This is a genomic window from Novosphingobium sp. 63-713 (genome assembly GCF_001898925.1).
In the GTDB taxonomy this organism is placed as follows: Bacteria; Pseudomonadota; Alphaproteobacteria; order Sphingomonadales; family Sphingomonadaceae; genus Novosphingobium.
In genome coordinates, this window is record NZ_MKVS01000047.1 from 673,947 (window position 1) to 698,506 (window position 24,560).

A 24,560-nucleotide genomic window follows, 5' to 3' on the forward strand; every position below is an offset into this window, starting at 1 on the left:
CGTGGTTCCCAACATTATCATGAAGGAGACACGACATGACCCGCATTTCCAGCCTTACTTTCGCCGCTCTGGTTCTCAGCCTCGCCTCGGTGCCTGCCCATGCCCAGTTGCTGGGCGGCGGCGGTGGCCTTGGGGGCGCCATTGGCGGCGGTCTGGGCGGCGCGATCGGTGGCGCAGGTTCGATGGGCGGTTTCGGATCGATGGGCACCATCGGTTCGGCCACTTCGCAGGTGGAAACCACCACGCGCTCCACCACCCGCAGCACCGCCACGGCCAGCGGCAACACCACCGGCAGCCAGCATGTCAACACCCACAATGGCAAGGTGGACGCCAATCGCAGCGTGACCGGCAATGGCGCGGCCAATCTGACCCAGACCACCACGACGACCGCCCCGGTTACCGGGACGCGCACTGTCGATGGCGCGCTTTCGGCCAGCGGTTCGGCCACCGGCAGCGGCAGTGCGAATGCGCAGCTGATCGGCACGGATCAGGTGGCCAATGGCGCCCGGGCGGCGGCCTCGCGAGCCAATGGGGCGGTGGGCGATGCGCGCTCTGCGGCCTCGGGCGCCGTATCGCGCGCCAATATGACGGCGGCGAATGCAGCCTCGCGCGGCAAGGAGGCTGCCTCCAATACCGCCTCCAATGTCGCCGGGCGCGCCAATGATGTCGCCTCTAACGTTGCCGGGCGCGCCAATGGCCTGAGCGCCGCCGCGCAGGGCAGCGCGCAGAACTCGCTTTCCGCCGCCGGTTCGCTGGGCAGCAGCAATCTGGCGCTGGCGGGCAGCGCGGCCTCGCAGGTTGCGGGCAGCGCCGCCGTCAAGCCCGGCATGGCGATCACCGCCCCCGATGGCTCGCGTCTGGGCAAGGTGCGTCAGGTGGTGGCCGACAGCAACGGCCGGGTGCAGAGCGTGGTGATGCGCGCCCGCAACAGCGATATCACGCTGCCTGCAGGCAATTTTGCCGCCAGCGGCAATGGCAAGAGCCTGATCTCGACCATGAACGGCCAGCAGATCGAGAATGCCGCGCAGGGACAGGCCAGCGGCGCGACCCGTTGAACCGGATGTTGATGAGGGGGAAGGGGCGGTCCTTTGGGGCCGCCCCTTTTCCTGTGCGAGCGGCAGGAAAATCCTAAGGCGAATCCCGATCTAAAGCGCCTATCGGATATTTGCTTAGATAAGGCCCGGTTTCAATTTACCGTTATTCGAGAAGATCCATGTACTTGTTGGGTAATTCTTGACATCCGAAGCATGTCCGACTTTCCTTCCGTATAATTGCGAAAGGTCGGCGCGTTCGGAAAAAATATAAAAATCATTCAGATAAAGAGCCGGTAAAGAGGAATTGGTTCATGGCGCTTAGTATTTTCTCCAGCGTTTCGCCCGAATCCATCGTGGCCGAGATTGAGCGTGTCGAAGCAGCCATGGCCGCCGGCGATCTGGGCGCGCGGACCGATCCCATGGTCGGCAAGGGCCATACGCAGGTGATCCTTGGCGCGATCAACCGGCTGCTCGACAGCGCGGCGCAACCGATGCAGGCGCTGGGCCACGGCGTGGCAACCATGGCGGGCGAGCATGACCGGGGCGAGATTGACGCGATCCTGCCCGTGGACAAATTCCGGGGCGAACTGGCCGACATGGCGCGCGGCATCAATACTATGGTGGCCGGACATATCGCGGTGAAGAAAAAGGCCATGGTCTGTGTGAAGGCGTTCAGCGAGGGCGATTTCGACGCGCCGCTTGAACAATTCCCCGGCAAGAAAGCCTTCATCAACGAGACGATCGAGACATTGCGCGCCAATCTGCGCGGGCTGATCACCGAGATGAACTACATGGCGGCTGAGCATGACAAGGGCGATATCGACGTTCAGGTGCGCGCGGAAAAGTTCAAGGGCGATTTTGCCACCGTGGCGCAGGGCATCAATGATATGGTGGCCGGACATATCGCGGTGAAGAAAAAGGCCATGGCCTGTGTGAAAGCGTTCGGCGAGGGCGATTTCGACGCGCCGCTTGAACAATTCCCCGGCAAAAAGGCCTTTATCAACGAGACGATCGAGACATTGCGCACCAATCTGCGCGCGATCACCACGGAAATTCACCGCCTGATCGATGCCTCCACGGCGGGGCAATTGAGCGAGCGGGGCGATGACCGCCGGTTTGTCGGTGATTTTGCCGCGCTGATCGCCGGGATCAACGGTATGCTCGATGCGATCCTGCTGCCCATTGGCGAGGGCAATCGGGTGCTGGATCTGGCCAGCAAGGGTGATCTGCTCGAACGGGTCGAGATCGAATGTCAGGGCGACCATCAAAAGATGAAGAATTCGGTCAACCGTTTGATCGACAATCTGCGCGCCTTTGCCCTTAACGTGGGCGGCGCGGCCGGGCATGTGGCCGCCGGCAGCAACCAGATGGCCGCCAGTTCCGAACAATTGTCCGAGGGCGCCAGCGAACAGGCCGCCTCGACCGAGGAGGCCTCGGCCTCGATGGAGCAGATGGCGGGCAATATCCGCCAGAACGCCGACAATGCCGCCCAGACCGAAAAGATCGCCCGCCAGTCCTCACGCGATGCCGAATTGTCGGGCGCGGCGGTGGACAAGGCGGTGGGCGCGATGCGCACCATCGCGGCCAAGATCGGCATTGTGCAGGAAATCGCGCGTCAGACCGACCTGCTGGCGCTGAACGCGGCCGTAGAGGCGGCCCGCGCGGGCGAACATGGCAAGGGCTTTGCCGTGGTTGCCTCCGAGGTCCGCAAACTGGCCGAGCGCAGCCAGGTGGCGGCCGCCGAGATCGTGGCTGTGTCTTCCGATACGGTGAAGGCCGCGGCCGAAGCGGGCGAGATGCTGACCAAACTGGTGCCCGACATCCGCCGCACCGCCGAACTGGTGTCGGAAATCAGCGCCGCCTGCCGCGAGCAGGACATTGGCGCGTCGCAAATCAATGAAGCGATCCAGCAGCTTGATCGCGTGACTCAAAAGAACGCCAGCGCCTCGGTCGAAATTTCCTCGACCTCGGAGGAACTGGCCTCGCAGGCCGACGAATTGCAGCACATCGTCTCTTTCTTCCGCGTCAGCGCCGAGGACAGCATGAGCGCCCCCCAGCCCGTCCAGCGCAGCGCCCCCGCGCGCCAGACCCGCGCCGCTCCGCCGCCCCGCGCCAAGTCCAGAAAATCCAAGCCCAATTCCGTCATGCACCAGCAAGAGCGCGTCAAAGGCTTTGCGCTGGATATGATGAGCGGCGGCGAGGATGAGGATGACGCCGACTTCGGCCGCGCGGCCTGAACCCACGGCTTCAGCACAACCTTCTCTCACAGGCAGGCCCTCGCTTCCTCATGCGGAGCGGGGGTTTGCTGTATGCGGGGCAGGACCGCGACGCGCGCATGGCAAAGCGCGTGTAACGTGTCGGCGAATTTGGGGCTAAACGCTTGGAAAAGTGGTGCCGCTTAGGTGACTCGAACACCTGACCCCATCATTACGAATGATGTGCTCTACCGGCTGAGCTAAAGCGGCACTCCAGCGGTGAGGCGGGCGTTTAGCTATAGAGGGGCGGGATGGCAAGGCAAAAAAGCGACAAAACTCGCAATCCTTTCAACCTGCCCTAAACGCCGCCCCCGGCCTCAGCCAAACCGGCGTGAAAGCGCCAGCAGGGGCGAGGCCATCAGCGTGGTGACAATCGCCATCAGCACGAGAATCGCAAACAGGCCCGGCCCGATGATTCCGGCCTGAAGCCCGATGTTGATGATGATCAACTCCATCAACCCGCGCGCATTCATCAGTGCCCCTATGCCCAGCGCGCTGCGATTGTCCTCGCCCGAAAGGCGCGCGGCCAGATAGCACGCGCCGCCCTTGGCCAAGACGGCGGCGGCCATGATCGCCAGCGTGACCAGCACCAGATCAAGTTTGCCCAGCACCTGAAGCTGGGTGTTGAGCCCGGAGAAGGTGAAGAACATCGGCAGGAGGAAGGTGGTGGCAAAGGGTTCAAGGCGCGCGCGCAGCCCCTCGGCCAGAGCGCCGCGCGGCATGGCCGTGCCCAGCAGAAAGCCGCCGAACACCGCATGCATCCCGCAGGCATCCATTGCCCATGCGCAAAGCAGGAAAAGTCCGAGCACTAGCGTCAGCAAACCATCGTCCATGCCCTGCGCCTCGGCCCGGTGGCCCAGCGGGGCCAGCAGGCGCGGCGCGACCAGCGCCATCACCAGCGCAAAGGCCAGTCCGCCCCCCGCCGCCTTGACCGCCACGGCAGGCCCCGCGCCAAGGCTGGCCAGCACCAGCGCCATCACCACCCACGCGCCTGCATCGCCGATCGCGCCTGCGGCCAGGCTGAGCGTGCCCATGCGCGTGCCTGCGAGGCCTTGTTCATGGATGATTCGCGCCAGCATGGGAAAGGCCGTGATGGCAATCGCCGCGCCCAGAAACAGGCTGGCCTGCGCGACGCCGACATGGGGCATGAACAGGCCGTTTTGCGCGATCAGCCATGGCGCCATGGCCGCCGCCGCCGCAAAGGGCGCGGCCATGCCCGCAACCGAAACCGCCGCCGCACGCCCGGCGTTCAGGCGAAATTCCTCGCGGCTGAAGGTCAGGCCGACCAGAAACATGTAAAGGCCCACGCCCAGTTGCGCGCCGACATACAGAATCTTTTTCAGTTCCGGCGGAAACAGCATCGCCTCCACCCCCGGCGCCAGCCAGCCCAGCAGCGAAGGCCCCAGCAGCACGCCCGCGATCATCTCGCCCACCACCTGCGGTTGGCCCAGAAAGCGCCGGGCGGCCCAGCCCACCACGCGCGAGGCGGCCAGAATGCAGGCCATGGCCAGAAAGAACAGGGGGGAAAGTTCAGCGTTGGTCATGGGCCTCTCTGAAGTGTTTTGCAATTGTTTGCACACAGTCTAGCCCATTGAAAACAGCAAGTCACCAACGCTCATTCCGGGGCTGGATTTCTGTCAGGAATGGATACAAAGTGGCGCGCAGAACCAGATAGGGAGAGAAGAGGATGAATTTCGCAGGCCGCCATATCGTCATCACCGGGGCCAGCACCGGCATCGGCCGCGCCACCGCCGAAAGGATCGCGGCCGGAGGCGGCAAGCTGGGCCTGATCGCACGGCGGGAAGGGATGCTCCGCGATCTGGGCGCGCAGTTGAACGCGGGCTGGGCTGCGGCGGACGTAGGCGACAAGGCGCAACTGATCGGTGCACTCGATGCGCTGGAGGCGCAGGGCGGGCCGATTGACGCTCTGTTCCTCAATGCCGGGACCGGCGGGGCTTTTGCGCCGGTTTCGGCCTATGGCGATGCGATGTTTGACGAGGTGATGCGGGTGAACACCACTTCGCTGTTCTGGGCCATCGCCCACGTCCTGCCCGGCATGATGGAGCGGCGACGGGGCGCGATCCTGATTACCGGGTCGCTGGCCTCGGTGCGGGGCATGGCGGCCAATGTCGCCTATGTGGCCAGCAAACATGCCGCCCAAGGCATTGCCCGCGCCGTGGCGATGGAGGCGGCGCCCTTTGGCGTGCGCTGCAACTGCCTGCTGCCCGGTTTCATCGAAACGCCGATGCTGGCCGATGTGCCCGAGGCGCAGCGCCCCGCCATGGCTGCCCGCGTGCCGCAGGGCCGGATCGGCACCGCCGATGAGGCCGCCGCTGTCGCCGCCTTTTTGCTCTCCGATGATGCATCGCATGTCACCGCGCAGAGCTGGGCGGCGGACGGCGGGATATTGGGCACGCTTGCTGTTTAGCGCCGAATCAGCACTTTCACGCTCTCCGCATGGGCCTTGATATCCGCCGGATAGAACCAGACAGGGCGCAGATCGCCCGAGAGATAGCGCTGCGCCTGATCGGTGAAATGGGGGGATTTGGGATTGCCGCTGGCGCCGCCCGTGCTGATCGCGCGGGCGGTGACGCGCGGGCCGAATTCGACGGCGGCGATAAAGCTGTTGCCCCGGTTGCCGTAATAGCGCTTCATGCCCGCCACGCGCGGCCCGCTCGACACGGCCAGCGCGCCCCATTGCGATGAGGTAAAGGCCACGGGCAGGCTGGGCCGCGCATCGTCATAGGGCTGGGTGATCGCCCCGGTCAGGCGCTGATAGCGGTTGAGTTCGCCCCATGGCACGCGCCAGTCGCCAAAGTCCTTGGTCAAATGCGCCATGGCCTCGTCCAGCGCGGCAAGGCGCTGCTCATTGGTGGCCTGTTCGTCCATCCAGTCCCACAGGCTCATGCGCTGCCTCTTGGCGCTTTCAGCCCCCTTGGCCCAGAGGTTCTCACCCCAGACGATGGCCAGCGTTTCGGCGGTCGACGCGGTCGATGTGCGATGGTCCCAGCTTTTGAGCAAAGCGATGGCCTCGGCCCGTGCGGGCGAGGGGGCGGCCGCATCCGCCGCGAACAGGCGCGGCAGCAGCCGGTCAAACGCGGGCAGCCACGGATCGTGGCCCGCCGCAATCAGGCTGTCGAGGGTAAAGCGCGGCGTGGCCGCCAGCACCCGCTCGGCATGGGGGCCGCGCGGATTGGCGCCCACCTCGTCCATATAGGCGGGATAGGCGCCCTTTTTCGGCGAATCCGCGCCCGCCGCGCTCCATGGCGCATTGTTGGTGTTATAGGCCCAGCCGTTCTTCGGATCGATCACCTGCGGCAGATCGGACAGCGGGTGCAGCCCCATCCAGTCGGTGCGCGGATCGGCCCCATCGACCGGCGCGCGCCAGTCGAAACGCTGGTCGCGGATCGGCACGAATTGCGGGTGGAGATAGGCGATATGGCCCTTGTCATCGGCAAAGAGCGTGTTGTTCGAACTGTTGGCCTTGAGCCCGGCGATTTTCAGGAAACCGGCCAGATCATGCGCCTTTGTGCGCAGAAAGCTCTGCTCCAGCGCGGGCACGGGCTTGTTCATCAATGCGATGGAGATCCATTTGCCGCCCTCCTCGCGGATGATCGGGCCGTGATGGGTGGCATAGGTTTCGAAGGTGCGCCGCGCCATTGTGCCATCGGCCATGCGATAGGAAAGGGTGATGGGGCGGACGATCAGTGGGCGGGTCTGCGCGCCATATCGGTATGCTTTACCCTGCGGTGTCTCGACAATGGTTTCGGCATATTCGTCCACATTGTCGATGCCGCTGGAGGTATGCATCCATCCGGCATGCTGATTAAAGCCCTGATAGATAAAGGGCTGCCCCCATGTCACCGCGCCATAGGCGTTGAGACCCTGCGCGCTGGTCATCTGCAGTTCGGAGCGGAAGTAGAAGGTGGTGTGCGGGTTGATGTAGAGCAGCGCGTGGCCGCTTTGGCTGTGGCTCGGCGCGATGGCGAAGCCGTTGGAACCCTGCGGCTCGCGAAAGATGATGCCGCGCTCCTCGCCCGTCATGGCCAGTTTGTGGTGGGTGTAAAAGCCTTCGAGCTGGGAAAGGGCAATGCCCTCTATATCGCCGCCAATGCTGCCCTCGGTGAAGGAGAGCGCCATCCATGGCTCGAAATGCGTCAGGACGCGCGGTTTGACCTCCGGGTGATCGGCCAGATAGGTGTTCAGCCCGTCCGCCCAGGCCTCCATGATCGCCTTGAGCCAAGCCGGGCTGCGCGCATAATCGGCCTTAAGCCGCGCCGGGTCGATAAACAGGCGCTGGCGCAGATCCTGCCAGATCGCCTTTTCCCCTTCCGCCTCGGCCATGCGGCCAAGGTTGGTCAGGTAATTGACCTCGATCCGGTTGAAGTCATCCTGGGCCTGCGCATAGACCATGCCATAGACCGCATCGGCATCGGTTTGCCCCGAAACATGGGCGATGCCCCATGTGTCGCGGGTGATGACAACCTTGCGCGGGGCGGCCAAGGCGGGGGCGGTCATGGCCGGGGTCATCAGCGCCAAAGCCATCATGCCTATTGTCAATCGCATCCCTGCTCCCCATCTGCGCCTGCGCCGGGGCATGTCTAGCATGGGCCGCAAGCGCGCAAAGGGGGCAGTTTGACGCAAGCTATCGCGGCGGACGATCTCTGGTGGGAATTGCTTTGCCTTCAGAAAAATGCTCTGGCGCAGGGAAGGGGATTCGGGTGATGCTCAAACCCGGGACCGCCATGGGGTGGCGATCCTGCGGGGCGGGCATAATGATGGAAGCTTGGATATGATCGTAATGCCCCTATCGGCCCTGCTGCTGGCCAATGTTTCCTTGGCCAGTGTTTCCTTGGCCAGTGTTTCCTCTGTTCCGGTCGCAACCCCGGCCGAGCTTGGCACCTCGCTGCTGGCGCGGGTCAATGATGCGCCCCATATCACCGCCCTGCCGCTGGATGGCGGCGCGGGCGAGCCCCAAGCCGCCCCCAGCGCCCCCCAGACCGCGGCCCCGGCCGACGCCCAGAGCGCGCCGCCCGTCGATAATGCCCCCGTTGCGGTCAATCCGCCGGCCGCAGCCGATGCCGCCGCGCCCATGGAAGCGGCCCCGGCCAGCGAGTCCTTGGTGCTGCGCGATCCCTGGCAAAAGCCCAATCGCGACATTTTCGCCTTTGACCTGTTTTTTGAAAGCAAGATGCTGGCCCCCGTCGCCCATGGCTATCGCGCGGTGACGCCTCAGATTTTCCGGGCCGGGATCAACAATGCCATCCTCAATCTGGACGAGCCGAGCACCGCGATCAATCAGGTGGTCCAGCTCAAGATCGGGCGGGCGCTGAAAACCACGGTGCGTTTCGCGATCAATTCGACGATCGGCATCGGCGGCCTGATCGATGTCGCCTCGGCGGGCGGATTGCGCCGCCGCCCGGCCGATTTCGGCCAGACGCTGGGCCGCTATGGCGCCAAGCCGGGGCCCTATGTGATGCTGCCCTTCCTTGGGCCGTCGAATCTGCGCGACGGGTTTGGGCGGCTGGTCGATACGTTTACGGATCCGGTGGGCTTTGTCATCGGCGGTGTCTTTACCTCACCGGGCGGCGCGGCGCGTTATGCGATGGCCGGGATCAACTGGCGCGAAAAGAATGACGGCACGATGGCGGCCATTTACGGGGCGTCCGATCCCTATGCCTTCACCCGCGCGGCCTACAGCCAGCAGCGTGCAGCCGTTGTTCAGGACGCCACGGGTAAGGCGGCGGCATTGCCGGATTTTTGATTCGGCTAACCTTCAAAAACGCCGGATTTTTGATTCGACCAACCTTATAAAAGCGTCGGATTTTTGATTCGGCTCGTCTGTTAACAAACGCCGGATTTTCTGGTCCGGCGGATTTTCTTCACGCGTTGGTGCGGGGCTTGGGCATTGACCAAAACCTGTGTCGCGGCCAAGAGGTTCCGCGACCGGCAGGCCAATGTAATCCCCCACGATGCTGGTCATGGAGCTGTCGATGTTTCGCGCTGATCTGAAGCTGTCTTTCGCGCTGGGCGTGGCAGGTGTGGTAGCCGCCGCGCTGCCGGTCGCCGCGCCTGTGGCGCTTGCCCAATCCCCCCGCGATGCCAATGCCGAAGCCTTTGTCCAGCAGGGCGCACGCGAAGTGCTGGCCGTGCTGAACGACCGGAGCAAGAATGATGCGGCCAAGAAGGAGGCGTTTCGCGTCCTTATCAACCGTCTGGTCGATGTGCCCAAGGTGACGCGCTTTGTGCTGGGCAAATATGCCCGCAGCGCGACGCCCGACCAATATAACCGCTTTGCCGCCGCCTTCCGCACCTATGCCGAGGGCGTCTATATGAGCCGGATCGACGATTATCACGGCGAAAAGGTCGTGGTGCTGGGCTCGCTGGTGCGCAAGCCGGGCGATGTGCTGGTCACGACGCAGCTTGCCGGGGGCCGGTCGAGCGCGCCCACCAATCTGGTCTGGCGCGTGCTGAACGATGGTTCAGGGTGGAAAGTTGTAGACGTTCAGGTATCGGGCGTCTGGCTGGCCATTACCCAGCAGCAGGATTTCGTCTCGACCATCGACAACAATGGCGGCAAGATCGATGTGCTGATCGCCCAGTTGATCAAGGATGGCGGCACGGGCAAGATCCTGCGCAGCGGCAAGTAAGTACAAGAAAAAGGGTAGGAAAGACGCATGAGGGCAAGTTGGGCCGAAACGATCATGGGCTTTGCCGTGCTGGCCTTTGCCGCCTTGATGCTGACCTACGCGCTGGGCGTTTCCGGACTGAAGCACAGCAGCGGCACCTATGAGGTGAGCGCGCGCTTTGGCGAGGCGGGCGGCATTCAGCCCGGCGCCAAGGTGACGGTTTCGGGGGTCAAGGTGGGGGCGGTCAGCGATGTGACGATCGACCCCAAGACCTATCTGGCGGTGATGCACCTTTCGTTGACCAAGGATGTGAAGCTGCCTTCGGATTCGACGGCCAAGATCACCAGCGACGGCCTGCTGGGCGGCGCGCATATCGCGCTGACGCCGGGCGGGGCCGAGGATGACCTGAAGCCGGGCGGCGAGATCAACAACACGCAGGGCGCGGTCGATCTGTTCGGCCTGATCGGGCAATTCATCCGCCCGCAGAGCGGCTCCTCGGCTGCTTCCTCGGCCGATGGCGTCGCCAAGGCGCCCGCCCCTGCTGCCCCCAAGGCCTCCTCCGACCTGCCCGAGATGTAAGCCATGGGGCTGTTCTCCACAAACCCGGTGGCGGCTCTTGGGCGCGCCACATTGGAGGGGATTGCCGCGATCGGCCGGGTGGGGCTGTTTGCCGCGCGCGGCATCAGCGCCGCCCTTTCTCCGCCATGGTATCCGCGCCAGATCCTCGCCCAATTCGCCAGTGTCGGTTTCCTCTCGCTGCCGGTTGTGGGGCTGACGGCGTGGTTCACGGGTGCGGCGCTGGCGCTCAACATCTATTCGGGCGGGGATCGGTTCAACGCCGAAACCGTGCTGCCCCAGATCGTCGCGCTGGGCATCACGCGCGAACTGGGGCCGGTGCTGGCCGCGCTGATGCTGGCCGGGCGGGTGGCGTCGGCCATGGCCTCGGAAATCGGGGCGATGCGCGCGACCGAGCAGGTCGATGCGATGGTCACGCTCTCCACCGATCCGCGCCGCTATCTGATCGCGCCGCGCCTGATCGCGGCCACGCTCAGCCTGCCGCTGCTTACGCTGATCACCGACATCATCGGTGTGGCGGGCGGTATGCAGGTGTCGAATTACCTGATCGACCTCTCGCCCAGCATCTATATCACCAACACGATGGACTTTTTGACCGCGTGGGACGTGGAATCGGGGCTGATCAAATCGGCGGTGTTCGGTTTCATCATCGGCCTGATGGGCTGTTTCCATGGCGACAATGCCAAGGGCGGCGCGCGCGGCGTGGGCCGGGCCACCACCTCGGCCATGGTGTCGGCCGCCGTGCTGATCCTGGCTTCGGACTATCTGCTGACCTCGGTGTTTGCCCTGAAATGACCCAGACCCCCATGACAACCAACGCTAAAATCGCATGGATGGGTATCACCAAGCGTTTCGGCGCGCAGGTGGTGCTGGACGGGCTGGATCTGGCGGTGGCGCCGGGGCGCTCGCTGGCCTTGCTGGGCCGTTCGGGCCAGGGCAAGTCGGTGACGCTCAAGCTGGCGCTGGGGCTGATGAAGCCCGATGCGGGGCAGGTGCTGCTCGACGGCGTGGATGTGACGCGGCAGAGCGAGGCCGAGCGCCGCGCCAGTTTTCGCGGCATCGGCATGCTGTTTCAGGGCGGGGCGCTGTTCGACAGTCTGCCGGTCTGGGAAAATGTCGCCTTCCGCCTGATCAACGCCGATGGCATCGGGCGGCGCGAGGCGCGCGAGCGCGCGGTCGAGGCTTTGGCCTTGGTCAAGCTCGCGCCCGATGTGGCCGACCGCTATCCGTCCGAACTCTCGGGCGGGATGCAGAAGCGCGCGGGTCTGGCCCGCGCCATCGTCGGCACGCCCAGCCTGCTGTTCTTTGATGAACCCACCACCGGCCTTGATCCGATCACGGCGGGCGCGATCAATGAACTGATCCGCGACCGTGTGACCTCGCTGGGCTGCACCGCTGTTTCGATCACGCATGACATGGCCTCGGCCCGCACGATTGCCGATGAACTGGCGATGCTGGACAATGGGCGGATCGTGTGGCGCGGGCGCGCCGATGAACTCGATGATGCCGATCATCCGCTGGTGCGCGCCTTTGTCACCGGCAAGAGTATGGAATAAAACAAACTATACGCAATTCGCGCCATTCCCATTAGAGTGCCCTCCTTGCAGCTTCGCGCCGCCAAGGGGAGATCATGATGAGCAGCCAGAACTGGTATCCGCAAGCGGGCCGAAATGCTCATTACGCGCGGCGGCAAATGCTGCGCGGGGGCGCGGCGCTGGGCGCGGTGGGGGCTTTGTCGGCCTGCACCGGCGCGGGCAAGGTGGCGTCGGCCGGTCCTGCGCCCCGGCGGCCTTACCTCACGCCGATGCGCGTGACGCCCGATCAACTGATCGACATGAAATGTTGTATCCGCCCGGTCCGCGCGGCGGGGCCAAACCTTGGCACGCAGATGATCGGCGATACGCTGGTCGTGCACAATTACGGCCATGGCGGCTCGGGCTGGTCGCTGTCCTGGGGCAGCGCCGAGGTGGCGGTGGGCAAGGCTCTGTCCGTCCTGCCCTCGGAAATCGCGGTGGTGGGCTGCGGCATCATTGGCCTGACGACCGCCGTGGTGGCGCAAAGGGCGGGGCTGAAGGTCACGATCTATACACGCGATGTGATCCAGCGGACGCGATCCTTCCGTGCGCATGGCTCGTTTACGCCGGATTCGCGCGTGGCTCTGTCGGCGCCTGCCGGGGCGGGCTTTGGCGATCTGTGGGAGCAGATGACGCGCCTGTCATGGAAGGGCTTCCGCTCGATGCTGGGCCTGCCGGGCGATCCGGTGGTGTTTCAGGATGCCTTCGCGCTCTCCGACGCGCCGCCGGTCAAAAAGCACCACGATGCCGACCCCGCGATCAAGGGCGCGTGGGAACCGGGCGGGCTGCCTTTGCAGGAATCGGAATGGGCGCATTATATGGACCGGATCAAGGATCTGGTGCCCGATCCGGTGATGCTGGAGGCGGCGGAAAATCCGTTTCCGGTGGCCTATACCCGCCGGTCATCGGAAATGCATTTCAACTTCCCCTCCTATGCCCATCATCTGCTGACCGAGTTTTATCAGCGTGGCGGTTTGATGGTGATGCGCGATTTCAACGATCCCTCGCAATATGGTCAGCTCAAGGAAAAGGTGGTCATCAACGCCACCGGCTATGCTGCGCGCGATCTGTGGCGCGACAAGACCGTCTTCCCCGTGCGCGGCCAGACCGGATGGCTGGTGCCCCAGCACGACGCTTCCTATTCGCTGCGCTATAAAAACGCCTCGCTGATGGCCAAGAATGACGGCATCGTGGTGATGAACAACCCCATTGATCTGGGCGAAATGTTCGGCGTGGGCGACAGTATGGAATTGCCCGATCCGGCGCCGATCCTTGAGGTGATGAAGATTGTCGAGCCGATCATGGCGGGCATGAAGGGGATTGCGTGATGGGCGGGCTGAAATGGGTGTTGGCCGGGGCTTTGACTCTGGCGGCGGTGCCGGTGAATGCGGGCACGGCCAATGGCGTTTACACCGAGGCGCAGGCCACCGAGGGCGCCGCGGTCTTTGCCGAGCGCTGCGCCATGTGTCACGGCAAACAGGCCGAGGGGACCTGGGAAGTGCCCGCGCTGAAGGGCAAGTTCATGGCCAATTGGGGGCGGGAATCCGTGGCGGCTCTGTCCGATTATCTGGCGCGCGCCATGCCGCAATTCGCGCCCGGTACGCTGGAACCCAAGGATAATGGGCGGCTGGTGGCTTATCTTTTGAAGATCAATGGCCATCCGGCGGGGGCAAAGCCCTTGCCCGAGGACCATGCCGCGCTTGCCGCGATCCGCATTGATCCTCTGGCGGCAACGACAGTTAAATAGGGGACGGTTAAATAAGGCGCGATTGACAAGAACACATGGGCGGGCGATATGATGTAGATGCATCATGATTCCCTCGCCAGCGCCCCCTGCGCCTGCACCAGCCTGCGCAAGGCGACCCGTACGCTCGACCGGCTTTATGACGCGGCGCTGGCGCCCCATGGCATCACCACCACGCAATTCGCGCTGATGCGCAATATCGAGCGGGCGGGGGCCATCGTCCTCAATCAACTGGCCACGCTTTTGGTGATGGACCGCACCTCGCTCTATCGCACCATCCGCGCGATCGAGGAGGCGGGATGGGTGAGCATCACCGATGGTCCGGGCAAGGCGCGGCTGGCGCAGATCACCGATGCGGGCCGGGCCATGCTGCGCGCCGCCGAGCCGGACTGGGAGGATTTGCAGGCCCGGATCCATGGCCGTTTGGGCGAGGACGGCTGGGCGCGGCTGATGGAGATGAGCGGGGCAATCATTGCGCTTGGCCAGACCGCAGGCCGGGAGGCGCGGGCATGAGCCGCCGTTTCCACCCCGCCTTTCTGGTGGCGGCGATCACCTTTCTGACCCTGCTCGTTTCCGCAGGCGTGCGTTCCGCGCCCAGCGTGATGATCGTGCCCCTGCAACTTCATTTCGGCTGGGATCGGGCCAGCATTTCGGCCACCGCCGCGCTGGGGATCTTTCTTTATGGGCTGATCGGCCCCTTTGCCGCCGCGCTGATGATGAGCGTGGGCGTGCGGCGAGTGATGATGACGGGTCTTGCGCTGATGGGCGCCTCGGCGCTGATCAGCCAGTATATGACGCAAGCCTGGCAATTCACCGCGACATGGGGCGTGGTTTCCGGCCTTGGCACGGGCATGGTGGCCAGCGTGCTGGGCGCGACCATGGTCAACCGCTGGTTTGCCCGCAATCAGGGGTTGGTGATGGGCATTTTCGCGGCCAGCACGGCCACCGGATCGCTGATCTTCCTGCCTTTCCTCGCCTGGCTGACTCAGGGCGGGGCGTGGGTGGGCGTGGTGCGCACGGTGGGTATTGCCTGTCTGGCGCTGGTGCCGCTGGTGGCTTGGCTGGTGCCTGAAAGTCCGGCCAGTGCAGGCGTCGGCCGCTTTGGCGAGGAGCCGGGCGCGAACCCCGCTCGCAAGCAGAGCGGCAGCCCGCTCTTTGCGCTCCAGATCCTGTGGAAGGTGCGCGGCAATGGCACGTTCTGGCTGCTGTTCGGCACGTTCTTTGTCTGCGGGCTGACCACCAATGGGCTGGTGGGGACGCATCTGATCGCGTTTTGCGGCGATCATGGGATTGCGCCTGTGGCGGCGGCGGGCCTGCTCTCGCTGATGGGCCTGTTCGATCTGGTGGGCACAACGGCTTCGGGCTGGCTGACCGACCGGCATAATCCGCGCTATCTGCTGGCTGTCTATTACGGTTTGCGCGGGTTGTCGCTGATTGCCTTGCCTTTCATGGATTTTGGGCCGGTTTCGCTGGGGGCCTTCGCCATCTTTTACGGGCTGGACTGGATCGCCACGGTGCCGCCAACGCTCGCCATCGCCAATCGCAGCTTTGGCGAGGGCGAGGCGCCGGTGGTGTTCGGCTGGGTGGCGGTGGGCCATCAGGTGGGCGCGGCGGTGGCGGCTTTTGGCGGCGGCCTCGTGCGTCAGGAATGGGGCAGCTATTCCCCCGCCTTCATCGTGGCGGGCGGTTTCGGGCTGGTGGCGACGCTGGCTCTGCTGATGTTTCGCGATGGTCGGACGGGGGATAAGAGCGCGCTTCTGACCGCTGCGGCAGTGTAGCGTTAAGCTCATGAGAGCTTGCCAGTCAGTTTCCAAAATGCAACATAAGGTTACATAGAAAGATAAGCGCAAGGCAGGGTTGTAAATGGGTCGAATGGAGTGCGGGCGGGCCGTGGCGGCCTTGCTGCCCTTGGGCGGCACCCTGATTTCAGGGACCCGTCGTTGCGCCCTGCGCATGGATCCGAAAATGGGGGGTGTCGCTTGATCATGCCCCATTATCCCAAAGCATCGACCTCGGCCGACCTCAAGACAGACGCTTTGGATCATCTCGACAATGCCGAAACGGGGGCAAGGCGCCTGCTGGGCGCGGGATTGATGGGCGCTCTGGTCGTGGAGGCGGTGACGGGCCTCGACCTTTTGCAAAATCCGCTCGATCTGGCGCACAGCGTCACGCTGGCGGCGATGCCCGCGCTGGCAGGGCTGGGGCTTTACACGTTTCGCCGGTGGCAGGAATGCCATGCGCGCTGGCGTCATGCGGCATCGACTATCGACGAGCATGTCAAGGCGCGTCAGGCCGCCGAAACCGCCAACGAGGCCAAGAGCCGCTATCTGGCCAATGTCAGCCACGAGATACGCTCGCCCCTGAACGCGATCTATGGCTATGCCCAATTGGTCGAGCGCAACGATGGCGCGGGCGCGCAGGAGGCGGCCACCGTCATTCGCCGTTGTTCGGAACATATCACCAGCCTTGTCGAAGCGCTGCTCGACATTTCGCAGGTTGAGGTGGGCGTGATCCGGGTCAAGCCCGAGCCGGTGCGGCTGGACCAGTTCATCGAGCAATTGATCCGCATGGTGCGCCCGGCGGCCAGCGCCAAGGGGCTGGATTTCCATTACGAGACCAAGGGGCGCCTGCCCGCTGTGGTGCGGATGGATCAGAGCCGGCTGAAACAGGTTCTGCTCAACCTCTTGCTCAATGCCGTCAAATATACCGATCAGGGTTCGGTCACGCTGTTCCTACGCTATTCGGGGCAGGTCGCCACCTTTGAGGTGCGCGACACCGGGCCCGGCATCCGCGAGGAAGATCAGCGCGCCATCTTCGAACCCTTTGACCGGGGCGGCAATGATGCGCTGCATTCGCGCCCCGGCGTCGGGCTGGGGTTGGCGATTGCGCGGGCGATCATGGGCATTCTGGGCGGCCAGCTCGAATTGGCCGGGACATCGGATGAGGGCACCTGTTTCCGCCTGACCATCATGCTGGGCGAGGTGGCGCAGACCACCAGCCAACCGGCGAAAAAGCGCGAGGTCAGCGGCTATCTGGGGCGTCGGCGCCATGTGCTGATCTGTGATGATGATGCCGAACAGCGCAAGTTCCTGACCGAATTGCTCACCTCGCTGGGCTTTGTGGTGCAGGCGGTGCCCAATGGCGAAACCGCCGTGGCGCTGGTGGAGAGCGAGAGCGCGCCCGCCTTCGATCTGGCCATTCTGGACATCTCGCTGCCGGGCATTGATGGGTGGACCACGGCCCAGCATGTCCGCGAACGCTTTGGCGAGGATATCCGCATCCTCATGCTTTCGGCCAATGCGGGCGAATTCCACCGGCCCGAAACGCGCAAGCCCGTGCATGATCAATTCCTGGTTAAGCCTGTCGCCTTCAATCAGCTGATCGAGACGATCGGCGGATTGCTGGATCTGGCATGGGGGGTCGAATCCGAACCGCCCCGCGCGACTCTGCCCCTGTTTGCGGCAAGCGATGAAGCGCCGGTGTCAGATTCCGGCACAACCGAGATTGCAGACCGCACGGCAAGGCTTCGCGAATTGCTCAGAATAGGTTATGTGCGTGGCCTTGAGCAGGAGATCCGCCAATTGGCGGCCCAGCCCGAAACTGCCGAATTGGCCGGAAAACTGTTTACATGCCTCGATCGTTTTGATCTGAGCGGCATGACGCGCATACTTGAGGAGTGCTAACTGCATGTCGCTGCCTGTTCATACGCAGACCGTGCTGGTCGTCGATGACGAACCGGATTCGCTGCGCATGCTCACCGCCGCGTTGGAAGGCGCGGAATTGAGCGTTCTGGTGGCAACCTCGGGGCAGGCTGCGCTTGATCTGTTGGGCCATATCCTTCCCGATCTGATCCTGATGGATGCGGTGATGCCCGGCATCGACGGGTTTGAAACCACCGCGCGGATCAAGGCGCGGCCCGAACTGGCCAATGTGCCGGTGATCTTCATGACCGGCCTGACCGAGAGCGAGCATGTGGTCGAGGCCTTCGAGGTGGGCGGCACCGATTATGTGCGCAAGCCGGTCAATCTGATGGAACTGATCGCGCGGGTGCGGGTGCATATGGCGCAAAGCCGCGCGATGCATGCCAGCGTGGCCAGCCTTGATGCCACCGGCCGCCTGATGATGGCCACCGATGCGCAGGGGCGGATGCTGTGGTGCACTCCGCGCGCCGAACAGGCGATCGCGCGGCTGGTGCCCGAGTGGAGCCGCGAAGGCGGGTTGCCGCCTGCGGTGTCGGTGCTGGTCGAGCGCCTTTTGCAGCGCGGGGGCAAGCCGGGGTCGGCGGTGAAGGGTGAATTTGGCGAGAGTTCGCTCGAATTGCTGGTCATCGCCCATTACCGCGAGAATGAGGTGCTGATCCGCCTCAATGAAATCAGCCACGAACAGAACGTCGCCAAATTGCGCGACAGTCTGGACCTGACCCAGCGCGAGGCCGAGGTGCTGCTGTGGGTGGGCTATGGCAAGGCCAGCAATGATATTTCCGACGTGCTGGATATCAGCCCGCGCACCGTTCAGAAGCATCTGGAGCGGATTTATGTGAAGCTGGGCGTCGAGAAGCGTTCGGCTGCTGCCGCCATCGCGATCAGGATTATCGAGCAGTAAGATCCCGGCGCCGGTCCTCTCCCCCGGTCCTGTTACCCTATCAGGGTAAGCTATTGGGTGGCAGGGCCGGGGGAGAGGGCCGGTGCCGGGCAAATCGCGGAGCCGATTGCCAACCAACAGAGACTCGCCGCAAGCGAAGGCCGGATGGCCTGAGCGCACCCAACAAAAACTGTCGCCGCGCCACCTGAATGGCGAAGAATGACGCGGCGACAGGCACCGGTTCGACCATCGCGCCGAAACCGGTGCTAACTCTCCCAATTATGCCGGGTTTACTTCTTGGCCTTGGCGGCGGGGGCCGGCTTCTTGGCGGCAATCGCCTCGATCTCGATCAGGAATTGCGGGGCCACCAGATTGGCCACCTGAAACGCCGAGCGGGCCACGGTGTCGGGGTTTTCCGCGCTGCCGAAGAATTCCTTGAACCCGGCATTGGCCCCGGCAAAGTCGATCTTGCCCAGCTTGGGATCGGCCGCGATGAACAGCGTCATCTTGACCACGTCCTTGATCGAATAGCCCTGCGATTCGAGCTGCTTCTTGATCTTGTTCAGCACGCTGACGGTCTGGGTCTTGGTGTCGCCGAAATCTTCCATCGTGGTGGCCTTGGCCGGGTCGATGGGCGAGGCGAGCTGGCCCGAGAGGAAGTAGATTTCATTGCCGGGCGCCACGCGCACGCCGTCGAGAATGAAGGCGGACGGGTTGGTCTTGATGCGAGTCACCTGCGCCTGGGCCGGAGCGGCCGCCATCAGGATCGGCAGCAGAGCGGCACAGCCGGCGGTTTTCAGCATTTTACGCAGCATAATAGACTTCCTCACTTTACGTAACACGCGCCATTTCGGGCAGAAGAACTGTGGCCATATTGTCGCGATTTTGCGCGTTGAACAGTCCAGTTTCGCCACCTGACAGGCCGGTACGCAAATCGGCGTATGGGCATTTAGGACGGAAAATTGTGCATTTGCGAAGGGCGACGACGTAGAGGGAAACTGCGTCGTCTGCCCTCGTCACGAATGCTTTAAAATTTTCGCCGCGTACCAGATCAAAAGCGAAAGCGCTTTTGGTGAGGGACTTTTGTTGCATCGCAGCATGCGCGGCCTGTTCAGGGGGACTTTCATGCAGGCCATTAACATACGGGCCATCAAGAAGGCTGCGCTCGCCACGCTCCTTTCCAGCACCGTTCTGGGTGCGACCTCGGCCTATGCCGCCGAACCTGCCGCCGCCGCCGCGCCCGAAGAGGGCACTGCGATCATCGTGACCGGCACGCGCACCACGGGCCTGAAGGCCGGCGACAGCCCGGCCCCGGTCCAGGTGCTCAGCTCCGATCTGATGGCGCGCGCGGGCCGCTCTGACATCAACCAGGCGCTTTCGCTCTCGGTGCCCAGCATCCAGATCCAGACCTTCGGCAATGACATGACCGCGTTCCACCCCTCGGTGAAGTTGCGCGGTCTGAACCCCAACCACACGCTGGTGATGATCAACGGCAAGCGCCGCCACGGCACTGCCAACGTGGTGGTGACCAATGCGATGTGGACGGGCGCGGCCGCTCCCGACATGGGCCTCATTCCCATGGAGGCGGTCGAGCATGTCGAAGTGCTGCAGGATGGCGCGGCGGCCCAGTACGGCACGGACGCGGTGGCGGGCGTGGTCAACCTGATCCTGAAAAAGAAGGACAAGGGCGGCTATATCAGCGGCTCGGTGGGCCAGTATTATGCCGGGGACGGGTTCAACTATGAACTGGCGGGCAATATCGGCATGGCGCCGGTCGAGAACATGTACCTGAACCTGACCGTGCAGCATAAGGTCAAGGATTACAGCTTCCGCGGCGATGTCGATCCGCGCGTGGTTTCGGGCACGACGCAGGGCGCCACGCTGCTCTCGCGCTTTCCGGGCCTGACGGGCGCGGCCAATTATCCCTATGTGAACCGCATCTTTGGCGATGGCCGCATGGCGCTCACCAACATGTTCTATAACATGGGCTATACCGGCATTCAGGATATCGAGATCTACTCTTTCGGTTCCTATTCGACCCGCACGGGCAGCACCTATCAGAACTACCGCCTGCCCAACGTGGTCTATGGGCAAAGCGCGGTGGTGGCGCCGCCCGCCGGTTCGGTCGCCTCGGGCGACATTCCTTTCCCGCTGGGTTTCTCGCCGCTTGAAGCGCTGAAGGAAACCGACTTTGCCTGGACCGGCGGGGTCAAGGGCACTTTCGGCAAATCCACGATCGACCTGTCGGCCACCTATGGCAAGGACATCAACAAGGTCTACGTGGTGAACTCGGCCAATGCCGCGCTCTACTATGACTCTTCGACGACCACCCGCGCCGGTTACACTCCGCGCGATGTGTTCGACGGTTCGTTCACCGCCTCGCAATTGACCGTCAACCTTGATGCCACCCATGAGCTGGAAGTCGGCCTGTCCGAACCGGTCCACCTGGCCGCGGGCGGCGAATGGCGCCGCGACACCTATGCGCTGGGCGCGGGCGAAGTGGCCTCCTATTATGTCGGCACCGGCAAGCTGGGCGGGGGCATCCAGTCCTTCTTCGGCTATTCGCCCGCCAATGCCAGCAACAACAGCCGCACCAACCTCTCGCAATATTTCGACATTTCATTGAAGCCGCTGGAAAAGTGGCTGGTCGACGGGGCAGTGCGTCATGAACATTATTCCGACTTTGGCGACACCACCGTCTTCAAACTGACCAGCCGTTACGACTTCAGCCCGGCGATTGCGGTGCGAGGCACGGTTTCGACCGGTTTCCGCGCCCCCACGCTGGCCGAAGGTTTCTATTCGGGCATCAACGTGGGTCCGGCCTCGCTCTCGGGCATTTTCGCGCCCAATTCGGCGGGCGCCAAGGCGCTGGGCATTTCGGGCCTGAAGCCGGAAAAGTCGACCAACCTCAGCCTTGGTCTGGTGCTCAACCCGCTGCCCAAGCTGACGATCACGGTCGATGCCTATTCGATCTATCTGCGCGACCGTATCGTGCAGTCCTCGGGCTTCCTGGGCTATTCGAACAACTGCAGATATCTGCCCGGCGGTTATACGCCCACGACCAACCTGTCTGCGGCCCTGACGGCGGCCAATTGCCCCAGCAATGTGATCGTTTCGCCCTCGGTGTTGACCGCGCTGTATAACAATGGCGTGCCGATCACCTCGATCATCGACACGATCAATGGTGGCCAGTCCGGTTCGCTCACCATCAACTCTTTCGTCAACGGTCTGAGCACGCTGACGCGCGGCGTGGACTTCCTTGCGACGTATAACACCCGCGCGCTGGGCGGGCGTGTCGATTTCTCGCTGTCGGCCAATTACAACGAAACCTCGATCAAGGCGACCAATGCGGCGCCTTCGAACATCAACCCGCTTCAGGGCATTTTCGACAAATATTCCAAGTCTGCTCTGACCGACACCACGCCCAAGTGGCGCGCGACCTTCAACACCTATTGGGAAAGCGGCAAGTTCAGCGTCAACCTGCGCGAATCGGTCTATGGCCCGGCCAAGCTGCTGGCCCAGTCGGCGCAGAAGGCTGAGGACTACTACCAGCATGTCGGTACGATGTTCGTGACCGATCTGGAAGGCACCTTTGCCTTTACCCGCGACGTCAAGTTCTCGATCGGTGCCAACAACCTGTTCGGCATCTATCCCGACAAGATCGACGCGGCGCGCCGTCAGGAGCAGTTCAACGTCGCCTCCACCGCCTATGTCAGCCAGTATCCCTCCTTCTCCTCGGTCGGGATCAACGGCGGCTATTATTATGCCAAGCTGGGCGTGAAGTTCTGATCGCCTGAGCGGGCCATAAGGGCCATGCAAAAGGGCCGCCTTGGGGCAATCCCCTTGGCGGCCTTTTGGGTGTTTGGCGGGCAAAGAAAGCAAGCCGGCAGCGATGGGGTCGATGCGTCGCTGCCGGCTTGTTCACTTGCGTAAGAACGCAAGTGAAGGGGGGTGCAGCCCCGAGGGGCTGCGTTCGGAAAGCTGTGGGTCCCACCGGCGGGGACGGCCAACTTTCCTTTTTCGCACATCCGGCATGCCGGTATGCCGGGAACGGAAGACGCATTCGCCTCGCGTCTGCTCTTCCGGTGATCCCACTGCCTTCAGCCGCCGATCTGGCAGGGGGCAAACCGTCAACGGCTGGATCCTGACGACCCCAGACGCAGTGGGCGTGGGCAATATGATTGTTGTTTCCGTTTTGCCGGGGCCTCCTCCCGGTCGCTCATGCACTGTTCCTTAAAGCGGATTTCTGACCGCATCCTGACCAGGCGGACCAAAAACCACCGCAGCCGGGTTAATCCCCGCCTGCCGCCCCGCCTTCGCATTGGTGATGCGATCCGGGTATCTTGCTGTAACCGAGGCGTCAAAATCCCCGGCCGCCGACAGTGCGGCGAGCATGAAACGCATGGCATCTTCTCCTGCGAACAGTTAACTGTTCCTGACCGGCAGTGATTTTCGAAAACCCGTGCCAAAGGCGAAGGTCTGGGTAAATCCTCTGTTGGCCACCCTTTTTGGGCTTGTCTTGGCAATTAATACAAATCCCCCCCTTCATCAACAGGAATTGCATGCTGCGCCGCAAAGTTGCGGCAGAATGCATTGCTGCACTTGCGAAATAGTGATGGAATCGTGATTCGCGATGGCGCCGTCGCTGCACGGCCGATGGCCCAGAAAGGTGCGAAATCGAGCTAATTCCGTCCCAGTTTGTGACGCGATGCAGGGGCGGTATACGGATAACTACCTGTTAAGTCTCAAAGCGGAACAGTTCGCGCCCGTTTACTACATCCGTTATCGTTGATTCCTTCCACGGTGCGGCGGAAGAGATGGACATGACCCAACGCACCCACACCTCCACCAAGGCCCTGACGATGACTATCGGCGAATGGCGCCTGCGACTGGCCGAATTGTGCCGCGACTGTGTGCTGACCGACTCGGATGACGAAGGGGATTGCCTGCGAGTGGCCCATGCGCTGATGATGCAGGCGCCCGAGACCCCCGGCGCGGCCGGTGGATTCGATCTGGCCATGGCTCTTGCGCATTTGCCGCCCATGGCGCGCATCGAATGCCTGATCGAACAGGGCGCGCTCGACAGCGTGGCGCTGGCGCTGCTGCCCGAAGAGGCCAGCTACCTGATGTCGCGCTCGATCGAAGGGGCCTGGCTCGCCTCGGTCTTTCTGCCCGGCATGGAGGAGGAGGTGACCTCGGAAGGCGGCAGTCTGGCCATGGCGCTGACCTCGGCGCTGCTGGCCGCGCTGGCTCATGTAACCCAGAGCAACGGGGCAGTTGCCGTCGCCGCGCGCGAGCGTGATGCCCGGTCGCAGGGCAGCGATGCCTATGCCGACAACCTTTGGCAGCGGCCCGCCGGGACGCTGCTCAACTGATGCTCCATGCGCGCGGGGCGCGGCGTCTCATCAATGCGCGCGGGGCGCGGCGTCTCATCAATGCGCGCGGGGCGCGGCAAAGCGCGCCTTGAGCGCCTCGACCCCGATCGTATCGACCGCCGACAGCGGGCAATCGGCATGAAGCAGCGTGGCCAGCCAGCGCTGTTTCTGCGCTATCAGATCGATCGATTGCAGCGTGCCCACATGATGGGCGATGATCGCCGGATCGAGGCAGAGCGTGGTGCCCAGCTCCTCGATCTCGGCGGCCAGTTCGCCCAGGACATCGGCCACAGTGGTCAGATGGGCGGCGATGCGGGCGGGATCGGGCATGGCGTTGTCCTCGGTCATGCGGCCTCGCCAAACTCGTCGCCATCGGCCAGCGCCGCCAGATTGAGCACCATCACCATGCGATCCTCAATCGCGGCCAGCCCTTCGAGGAAGGAGATGATGCTGTCATTGGCGGTGGTGGGCGGAGGCTGCAGCGCGTCATTGTTGAGCGTCACGATGTCGCTGACCGAATCGACGATCAGCCCGCACACCTGCGCGCCCAGTTGCGTGACGATGATCGCATGGCGCGGCGTCGGCTCGGTCGGTTCCCAGCCCAGCCGCGCGGCCAGATCGATCACCGGCAGCACAGACCCGCGCAGATTGACTACGCCCGCCACATAATGCGGCACACGGGGCAGACGGGTGGCCGGGCTCCACGCGCGGATTTCGCGGATGGCCATGATGTCGATGCCGAAAACCTGCCCGCCGACTTCGAAAGTGATGAGTTCACGGTGCATGGGTCGC

Annotated in this window: 24 protein-coding genes and 1 tRNA gene; 16 read left to right on the forward strand and 9 right to left on the reverse strand. The window is 63.6% G+C overall.

Annotated elements, in window-relative coordinates; all coding sequences use genetic code 11:
- Window positions 1-35 precede the first annotated feature (35 nt).
- Window positions 36-1,055, forward strand: a complete 1,020-nt coding sequence (locus BGP00_RS21495; RefSeq protein ID WP_292688894.1) for a hypothetical protein — start codon at window positions 36-38, stop codon at window positions 1,053-1,055.
- A gap of 290 nt (window positions 1,056-1,345) precedes the next feature.
- The gene (locus BGP00_RS21500; RefSeq protein ID WP_292688896.1) at window positions 1,346-3,271 is read left to right on the forward strand and encodes a methyl-accepting chemotaxis protein; all 1,926 of its coding nucleotides are present in this window, start codon (window positions 1,346-1,348) and stop codon (window positions 3,269-3,271) included.
- Between the two features lie 152 nt (window positions 3,272-3,423).
- Here BGP00_RS21500 and BGP00_RS21505 read toward each other — a convergent pair.
- A tRNA-Thr gene (locus tag BGP00_RS21505) sits at window positions 3,424-3,499 on the reverse strand.
- Between the two features lie 107 nt (window positions 3,500-3,606).
- Window positions 3,607-4,833, reverse strand: coding sequence for a cation:proton antiporter (locus tag BGP00_RS21510; RefSeq protein ID WP_292688898.1), 1,227 nt, complete (start codon window positions 4,831-4,833; stop codon window positions 3,607-3,609).
- Between the two features lie 143 nt (window positions 4,834-4,976).
- On the opposite strand from BGP00_RS21510, the gene BGP00_RS21515 reads away from it, so the two are divergent.
- Complete coding sequence (locus tag BGP00_RS21515; protein WP_292688900.1) at window positions 4,977-5,717, forward strand: SDR family NAD(P)-dependent oxidoreductase; 741 nt, start codon at window positions 4,977-4,979, stop codon at window positions 5,715-5,717.
- Here the strand turns inward: BGP00_RS21515 and BGP00_RS21520 are convergent.
- Window positions 5,714-7,819 (reverse strand): penicillin acylase family protein, encoded by a 2,106-nt coding sequence (locus tag BGP00_RS21520; protein ID WP_292689223.1) that lies wholly within the window; start codon window positions 7,817-7,819, stop codon window positions 5,714-5,716. The genes BGP00_RS21515 and BGP00_RS21520 overlap by 4 nt on opposite strands.
- A gap of 262 nt (window positions 7,820-8,081) precedes the next feature.
- Here BGP00_RS21520 and BGP00_RS21525 point away from each other — a divergent pair, with 262 nt between their 5' ends.
- Entirely contained in the window at window positions 8,082-9,053 is a 972-nt protein-coding gene (locus BGP00_RS21525) for a VacJ family lipoprotein (RefSeq protein ID WP_292688901.1), read from the forward strand.
- 12 nt (window positions 9,054-9,065) lie between these two features.
- Here BGP00_RS21525 and BGP00_RS21530 read toward each other — a convergent pair whose 3' ends face one another.
- A complete protein-coding gene (locus BGP00_RS21530; RefSeq protein ID WP_292688903.1) occupies window positions 9,066-9,272 on the reverse strand; it encodes a hypothetical protein in 207 nt (68 codons plus the stop codon).
- Window positions 9,273-9,282: 10 nt separating this feature from the next.
- Between BGP00_RS21530 and BGP00_RS21535 the strand changes: the two genes are divergently transcribed.
- The 10 genes from BGP00_RS21535 (at window position 9,283) to BGP00_RS21580 (ending at window position 18,414) form a co-directional block, all read left to right on the forward strand.
- Window positions 9,283-9,939, forward strand: a complete 657-nt coding sequence (locus BGP00_RS21535; RefSeq protein WP_168604257.1) for a phospholipid-binding protein MlaC — start codon at window positions 9,283-9,285, stop codon at window positions 9,937-9,939.
- A gap of 27 nt (window positions 9,940-9,966) precedes the next feature.
- Window positions 9,967-10,497: an outer membrane lipid asymmetry maintenance protein MlaD gene (gene mlaD, locus BGP00_RS21540; RefSeq protein WP_292688905.1), complete on the forward strand. Its 531-nt coding sequence runs from the start codon at window positions 9,967-9,969 to the stop codon at window positions 10,495-10,497.
- 3 nt (window positions 10,498-10,500) lie between these two features.
- Window positions 10,501-11,289: an ABC transporter permease gene (locus tag BGP00_RS21545; RefSeq protein ID WP_292688907.1), complete on the forward strand. Its 789-nt coding sequence runs from the start codon at window positions 10,501-10,503 to the stop codon at window positions 11,287-11,289.
- A gap of 11 nt (window positions 11,290-11,300) precedes the next feature.
- Window positions 11,301-12,050 carry an ATP-binding cassette domain-containing protein gene (locus tag BGP00_RS21550; protein WP_292688909.1) on the forward strand — a complete coding sequence of 250 codons (750 nt, stop codon included), beginning with the start codon at window positions 11,301-11,303 and terminating at the stop codon, window positions 12,048-12,050.
- Window positions 12,051-12,124: 74 nt separating this feature from the next.
- The gene (locus tag BGP00_RS21555; protein WP_292688911.1) at window positions 12,125-13,396 is read left to right on the forward strand and encodes an FAD-dependent oxidoreductase; all 1,272 of its coding nucleotides are present in this window, start codon (window positions 12,125-12,127) and stop codon (window positions 13,394-13,396) included.
- Window positions 13,396-13,815 (forward strand): cytochrome c, encoded by a 420-nt coding sequence (locus BGP00_RS21560; protein WP_292688913.1) that lies wholly within the window; start codon window positions 13,396-13,398, stop codon window positions 13,813-13,815. Before BGP00_RS21555 ends, BGP00_RS21560 begins: the two co-directional genes overlap by 1 nt.
- 57 nt (window positions 13,816-13,872) lie before the next feature.
- The gene (locus tag BGP00_RS21565; protein WP_292688915.1) at window positions 13,873-14,325 is read left to right on the forward strand and encodes a MarR family transcriptional regulator; all 453 of its coding nucleotides are present in this window, start codon (window positions 13,873-13,875) and stop codon (window positions 14,323-14,325) included.
- Complete coding sequence (locus tag BGP00_RS21570) at window positions 14,322-15,590, forward strand: MFS transporter (RefSeq protein ID WP_292688917.1); 1,269 nt, start codon at window positions 14,322-14,324, stop codon at window positions 15,588-15,590. Before BGP00_RS21565 ends, BGP00_RS21570 begins: the two co-directional genes overlap by 4 nt.
- 207 nt (window positions 15,591-15,797) lie before the next feature.
- The gene (locus tag BGP00_RS21575) at window positions 15,798-17,495 is read left to right on the forward strand and encodes an ATP-binding protein (protein WP_292688918.1); all 1,698 of its coding nucleotides are present in this window, start codon (window positions 15,798-15,800) and stop codon (window positions 17,493-17,495) included.
- 4 nt (window positions 17,496-17,499) lie between these two features.
- Window positions 17,500-18,414 (forward strand): DNA-binding response regulator, encoded by a 915-nt coding sequence (locus BGP00_RS21580; protein WP_292688920.1) that lies wholly within the window; start codon window positions 17,500-17,502, stop codon window positions 18,412-18,414.
- Between the two features lie 269 nt (window positions 18,415-18,683).
- Here the strand turns inward: BGP00_RS21580 and BGP00_RS21585 are convergent, their stop codons facing one another.
- Window positions 18,684-19,208, reverse strand: coding sequence for a Rid family hydrolase (locus BGP00_RS21585; RefSeq protein ID WP_168604266.1), 525 nt, complete (start codon window positions 19,206-19,208; stop codon window positions 18,684-18,686).
- Window positions 19,209-19,224: 16 nt separating this feature from the next.
- Complete coding sequence (locus tag BGP00_RS21590; RefSeq protein WP_292688923.1) at window positions 19,225-19,485, reverse strand: hypothetical protein; 261 nt, start codon at window positions 19,483-19,485, stop codon at window positions 19,225-19,227.
- 33 nt (window positions 19,486-19,518) lie between these two features.
- Between BGP00_RS21590 and BGP00_RS21595 the strand changes: the two genes are divergently transcribed.
- A complete protein-coding gene (locus tag BGP00_RS21595; protein ID WP_292688925.1) occupies window positions 19,519-22,182 on the forward strand; it encodes a TonB-dependent receptor in 2,664 nt (887 codons plus the stop codon).
- A 444-nt stretch (window positions 22,183-22,626) separates the two neighbouring features.
- On the opposite strand, the gene BGP00_RS21600 is transcribed toward BGP00_RS21595, so the two are convergent.
- Window positions 22,627-22,797, reverse strand: coding sequence for a hypothetical protein (locus BGP00_RS21600; RefSeq protein ID WP_292688927.1), 171 nt, complete (start codon window positions 22,795-22,797; stop codon window positions 22,627-22,629).
- 419 nt (window positions 22,798-23,216) lie between these two features.
- On the opposite strand from BGP00_RS21600, the gene BGP00_RS21605 reads away from it, so the two are divergent.
- Complete coding sequence (locus BGP00_RS21605; RefSeq protein WP_292688929.1) at window positions 23,217-23,768, forward strand: hypothetical protein; 552 nt, start codon at window positions 23,217-23,219, stop codon at window positions 23,766-23,768.
- 57 nt (window positions 23,769-23,825) lie between these two features.
- Here BGP00_RS21605 and BGP00_RS21610 read toward each other — a convergent pair whose 3' ends face one another.
- Both BGP00_RS21610 and BGP00_RS21615 read right to left on the reverse strand, forming a co-directional pair.
- Entirely contained in the window at window positions 23,826-24,116 is a 291-nt protein-coding gene (locus BGP00_RS21610) for a hypothetical protein (protein ID WP_246870199.1), read from the reverse strand.
- Window positions 24,113-24,553, reverse strand: coding sequence for a chemotaxis protein CheW (locus BGP00_RS21615; protein ID WP_168604271.1), 441 nt, complete (start codon window positions 24,551-24,553; stop codon window positions 24,113-24,115). Before BGP00_RS21615 ends, BGP00_RS21610 begins: the two co-directional genes overlap by 4 nt.
- Between the last annotated feature and the right edge of the window lie 7 nt (window positions 24,554-24,560).

Excerpts from the sequence above, each read along its gene's own strand:
- BGP00_RS21495 (WP_292688894.1), top strand. The coding sequence starts at position 36 with ATGACCCGCATTTCCAGCCTTACTTTCGCCGCTCTGGTTCTCAGCCTC.
- BGP00_RS21500 (WP_292688896.1), top strand. The coding sequence starts at position 1,346 with ATGGCGCTTAGTATTTTCTCCAGCGTTTCGCCCGAATCCATCGTGGCC.
- BGP00_RS21510 (WP_292688898.1), bottom strand. The coding sequence starts at position 4,833 with ATGACCAACGCTGAACTTTCCCCCCTGTTCTTTCTGGCCATGGCCTGC.
- BGP00_RS21515 (WP_292688900.1), top strand. The coding sequence starts at position 4,977 with ATGAATTTCGCAGGCCGCCATATCGTCATCACCGGGGCCAGCACCGGC.
- BGP00_RS21520 (WP_292689223.1), bottom strand. The coding sequence starts at position 7,819 with ATGACCCCGGCCATGACCGCCCCCGCCTTGGCCGCCCCGCGCAAGGTT.
- BGP00_RS21525 (WP_292688901.1), top strand. The coding sequence starts at position 8,082 with ATGATCGTAATGCCCCTATCGGCCCTGCTGCTGGCCAATGTTTCCTTG.
- BGP00_RS21530 (WP_292688903.1), bottom strand. The coding sequence starts at position 9,272 with ATGACCAGCATCGTGGGGGATTACATTGGCCTGCCGGTCGCGGAACCT.
- BGP00_RS21535 (WP_168604257.1), top strand. The coding sequence starts at position 9,283 with ATGTTTCGCGCTGATCTGAAGCTGTCTTTCGCGCTGGGCGTGGCAGGT.
- mlaD (WP_292688905.1), top strand. The coding sequence starts at position 9,967 with ATGAGGGCAAGTTGGGCCGAAACGATCATGGGCTTTGCCGTGCTGGCC.
- BGP00_RS21545 (WP_292688907.1), top strand. The coding sequence starts at position 10,501 with ATGGGGCTGTTCTCCACAAACCCGGTGGCGGCTCTTGGGCGCGCCACA.
- BGP00_RS21550 (WP_292688909.1), top strand. The coding sequence starts at position 11,301 with ATGACAACCAACGCTAAAATCGCATGGATGGGTATCACCAAGCGTTTC.
- BGP00_RS21555 (WP_292688911.1), top strand. The coding sequence starts at position 12,125 with ATGATGAGCAGCCAGAACTGGTATCCGCAAGCGGGCCGAAATGCTCAT.
- BGP00_RS21560 (WP_292688913.1), top strand. The coding sequence starts at position 13,396 with ATGGGCGGGCTGAAATGGGTGTTGGCCGGGGCTTTGACTCTGGCGGCG.
- BGP00_RS21565 (WP_292688915.1), top strand. The coding sequence starts at position 13,873 with ATGCATCATGATTCCCTCGCCAGCGCCCCCTGCGCCTGCACCAGCCTG.
- BGP00_RS21570 (WP_292688917.1), top strand. The coding sequence starts at position 14,322 with ATGAGCCGCCGTTTCCACCCCGCCTTTCTGGTGGCGGCGATCACCTTT.
- BGP00_RS21575 (WP_292688918.1), top strand. The coding sequence starts at position 15,798 with ATGCCCCATTATCCCAAAGCATCGACCTCGGCCGACCTCAAGACAGAC.
- BGP00_RS21580 (WP_292688920.1), top strand. The coding sequence starts at position 17,500 with ATGTCGCTGCCTGTTCATACGCAGACCGTGCTGGTCGTCGATGACGAA.
- BGP00_RS21585 (WP_168604266.1), bottom strand. The coding sequence starts at position 19,208 with ATGCTGCGTAAAATGCTGAAAACCGCCGGCTGTGCCGCTCTGCTGCCG.
- BGP00_RS21590 (WP_292688923.1), bottom strand. The coding sequence starts at position 19,485 with ATGCAACAAAAGTCCCTCACCAAAAGCGCTTTCGCTTTTGATCTGGTA.
- BGP00_RS21595 (WP_292688925.1), top strand. The coding sequence starts at position 19,519 with ATGCAGGCCATTAACATACGGGCCATCAAGAAGGCTGCGCTCGCCACG.
- BGP00_RS21600 (WP_292688927.1), bottom strand. The coding sequence starts at position 22,797 with ATGCGTTTCATGCTCGCCGCACTGTCGGCGGCCGGGGATTTTGACGCC.
- BGP00_RS21605 (WP_292688929.1), top strand. The coding sequence starts at position 23,217 with ATGACCCAACGCACCCACACCTCCACCAAGGCCCTGACGATGACTATC.
- BGP00_RS21610 (WP_246870199.1), bottom strand. The coding sequence starts at position 24,116 with ATGACCGAGGACAACGCCATGCCCGATCCCGCCCGCATCGCCGCCCAT.
- BGP00_RS21615 (WP_168604271.1), bottom strand. The coding sequence starts at position 24,553 with ATGCACCGTGAACTCATCACTTTCGAAGTCGGCGGGCAGGTTTTCGGC.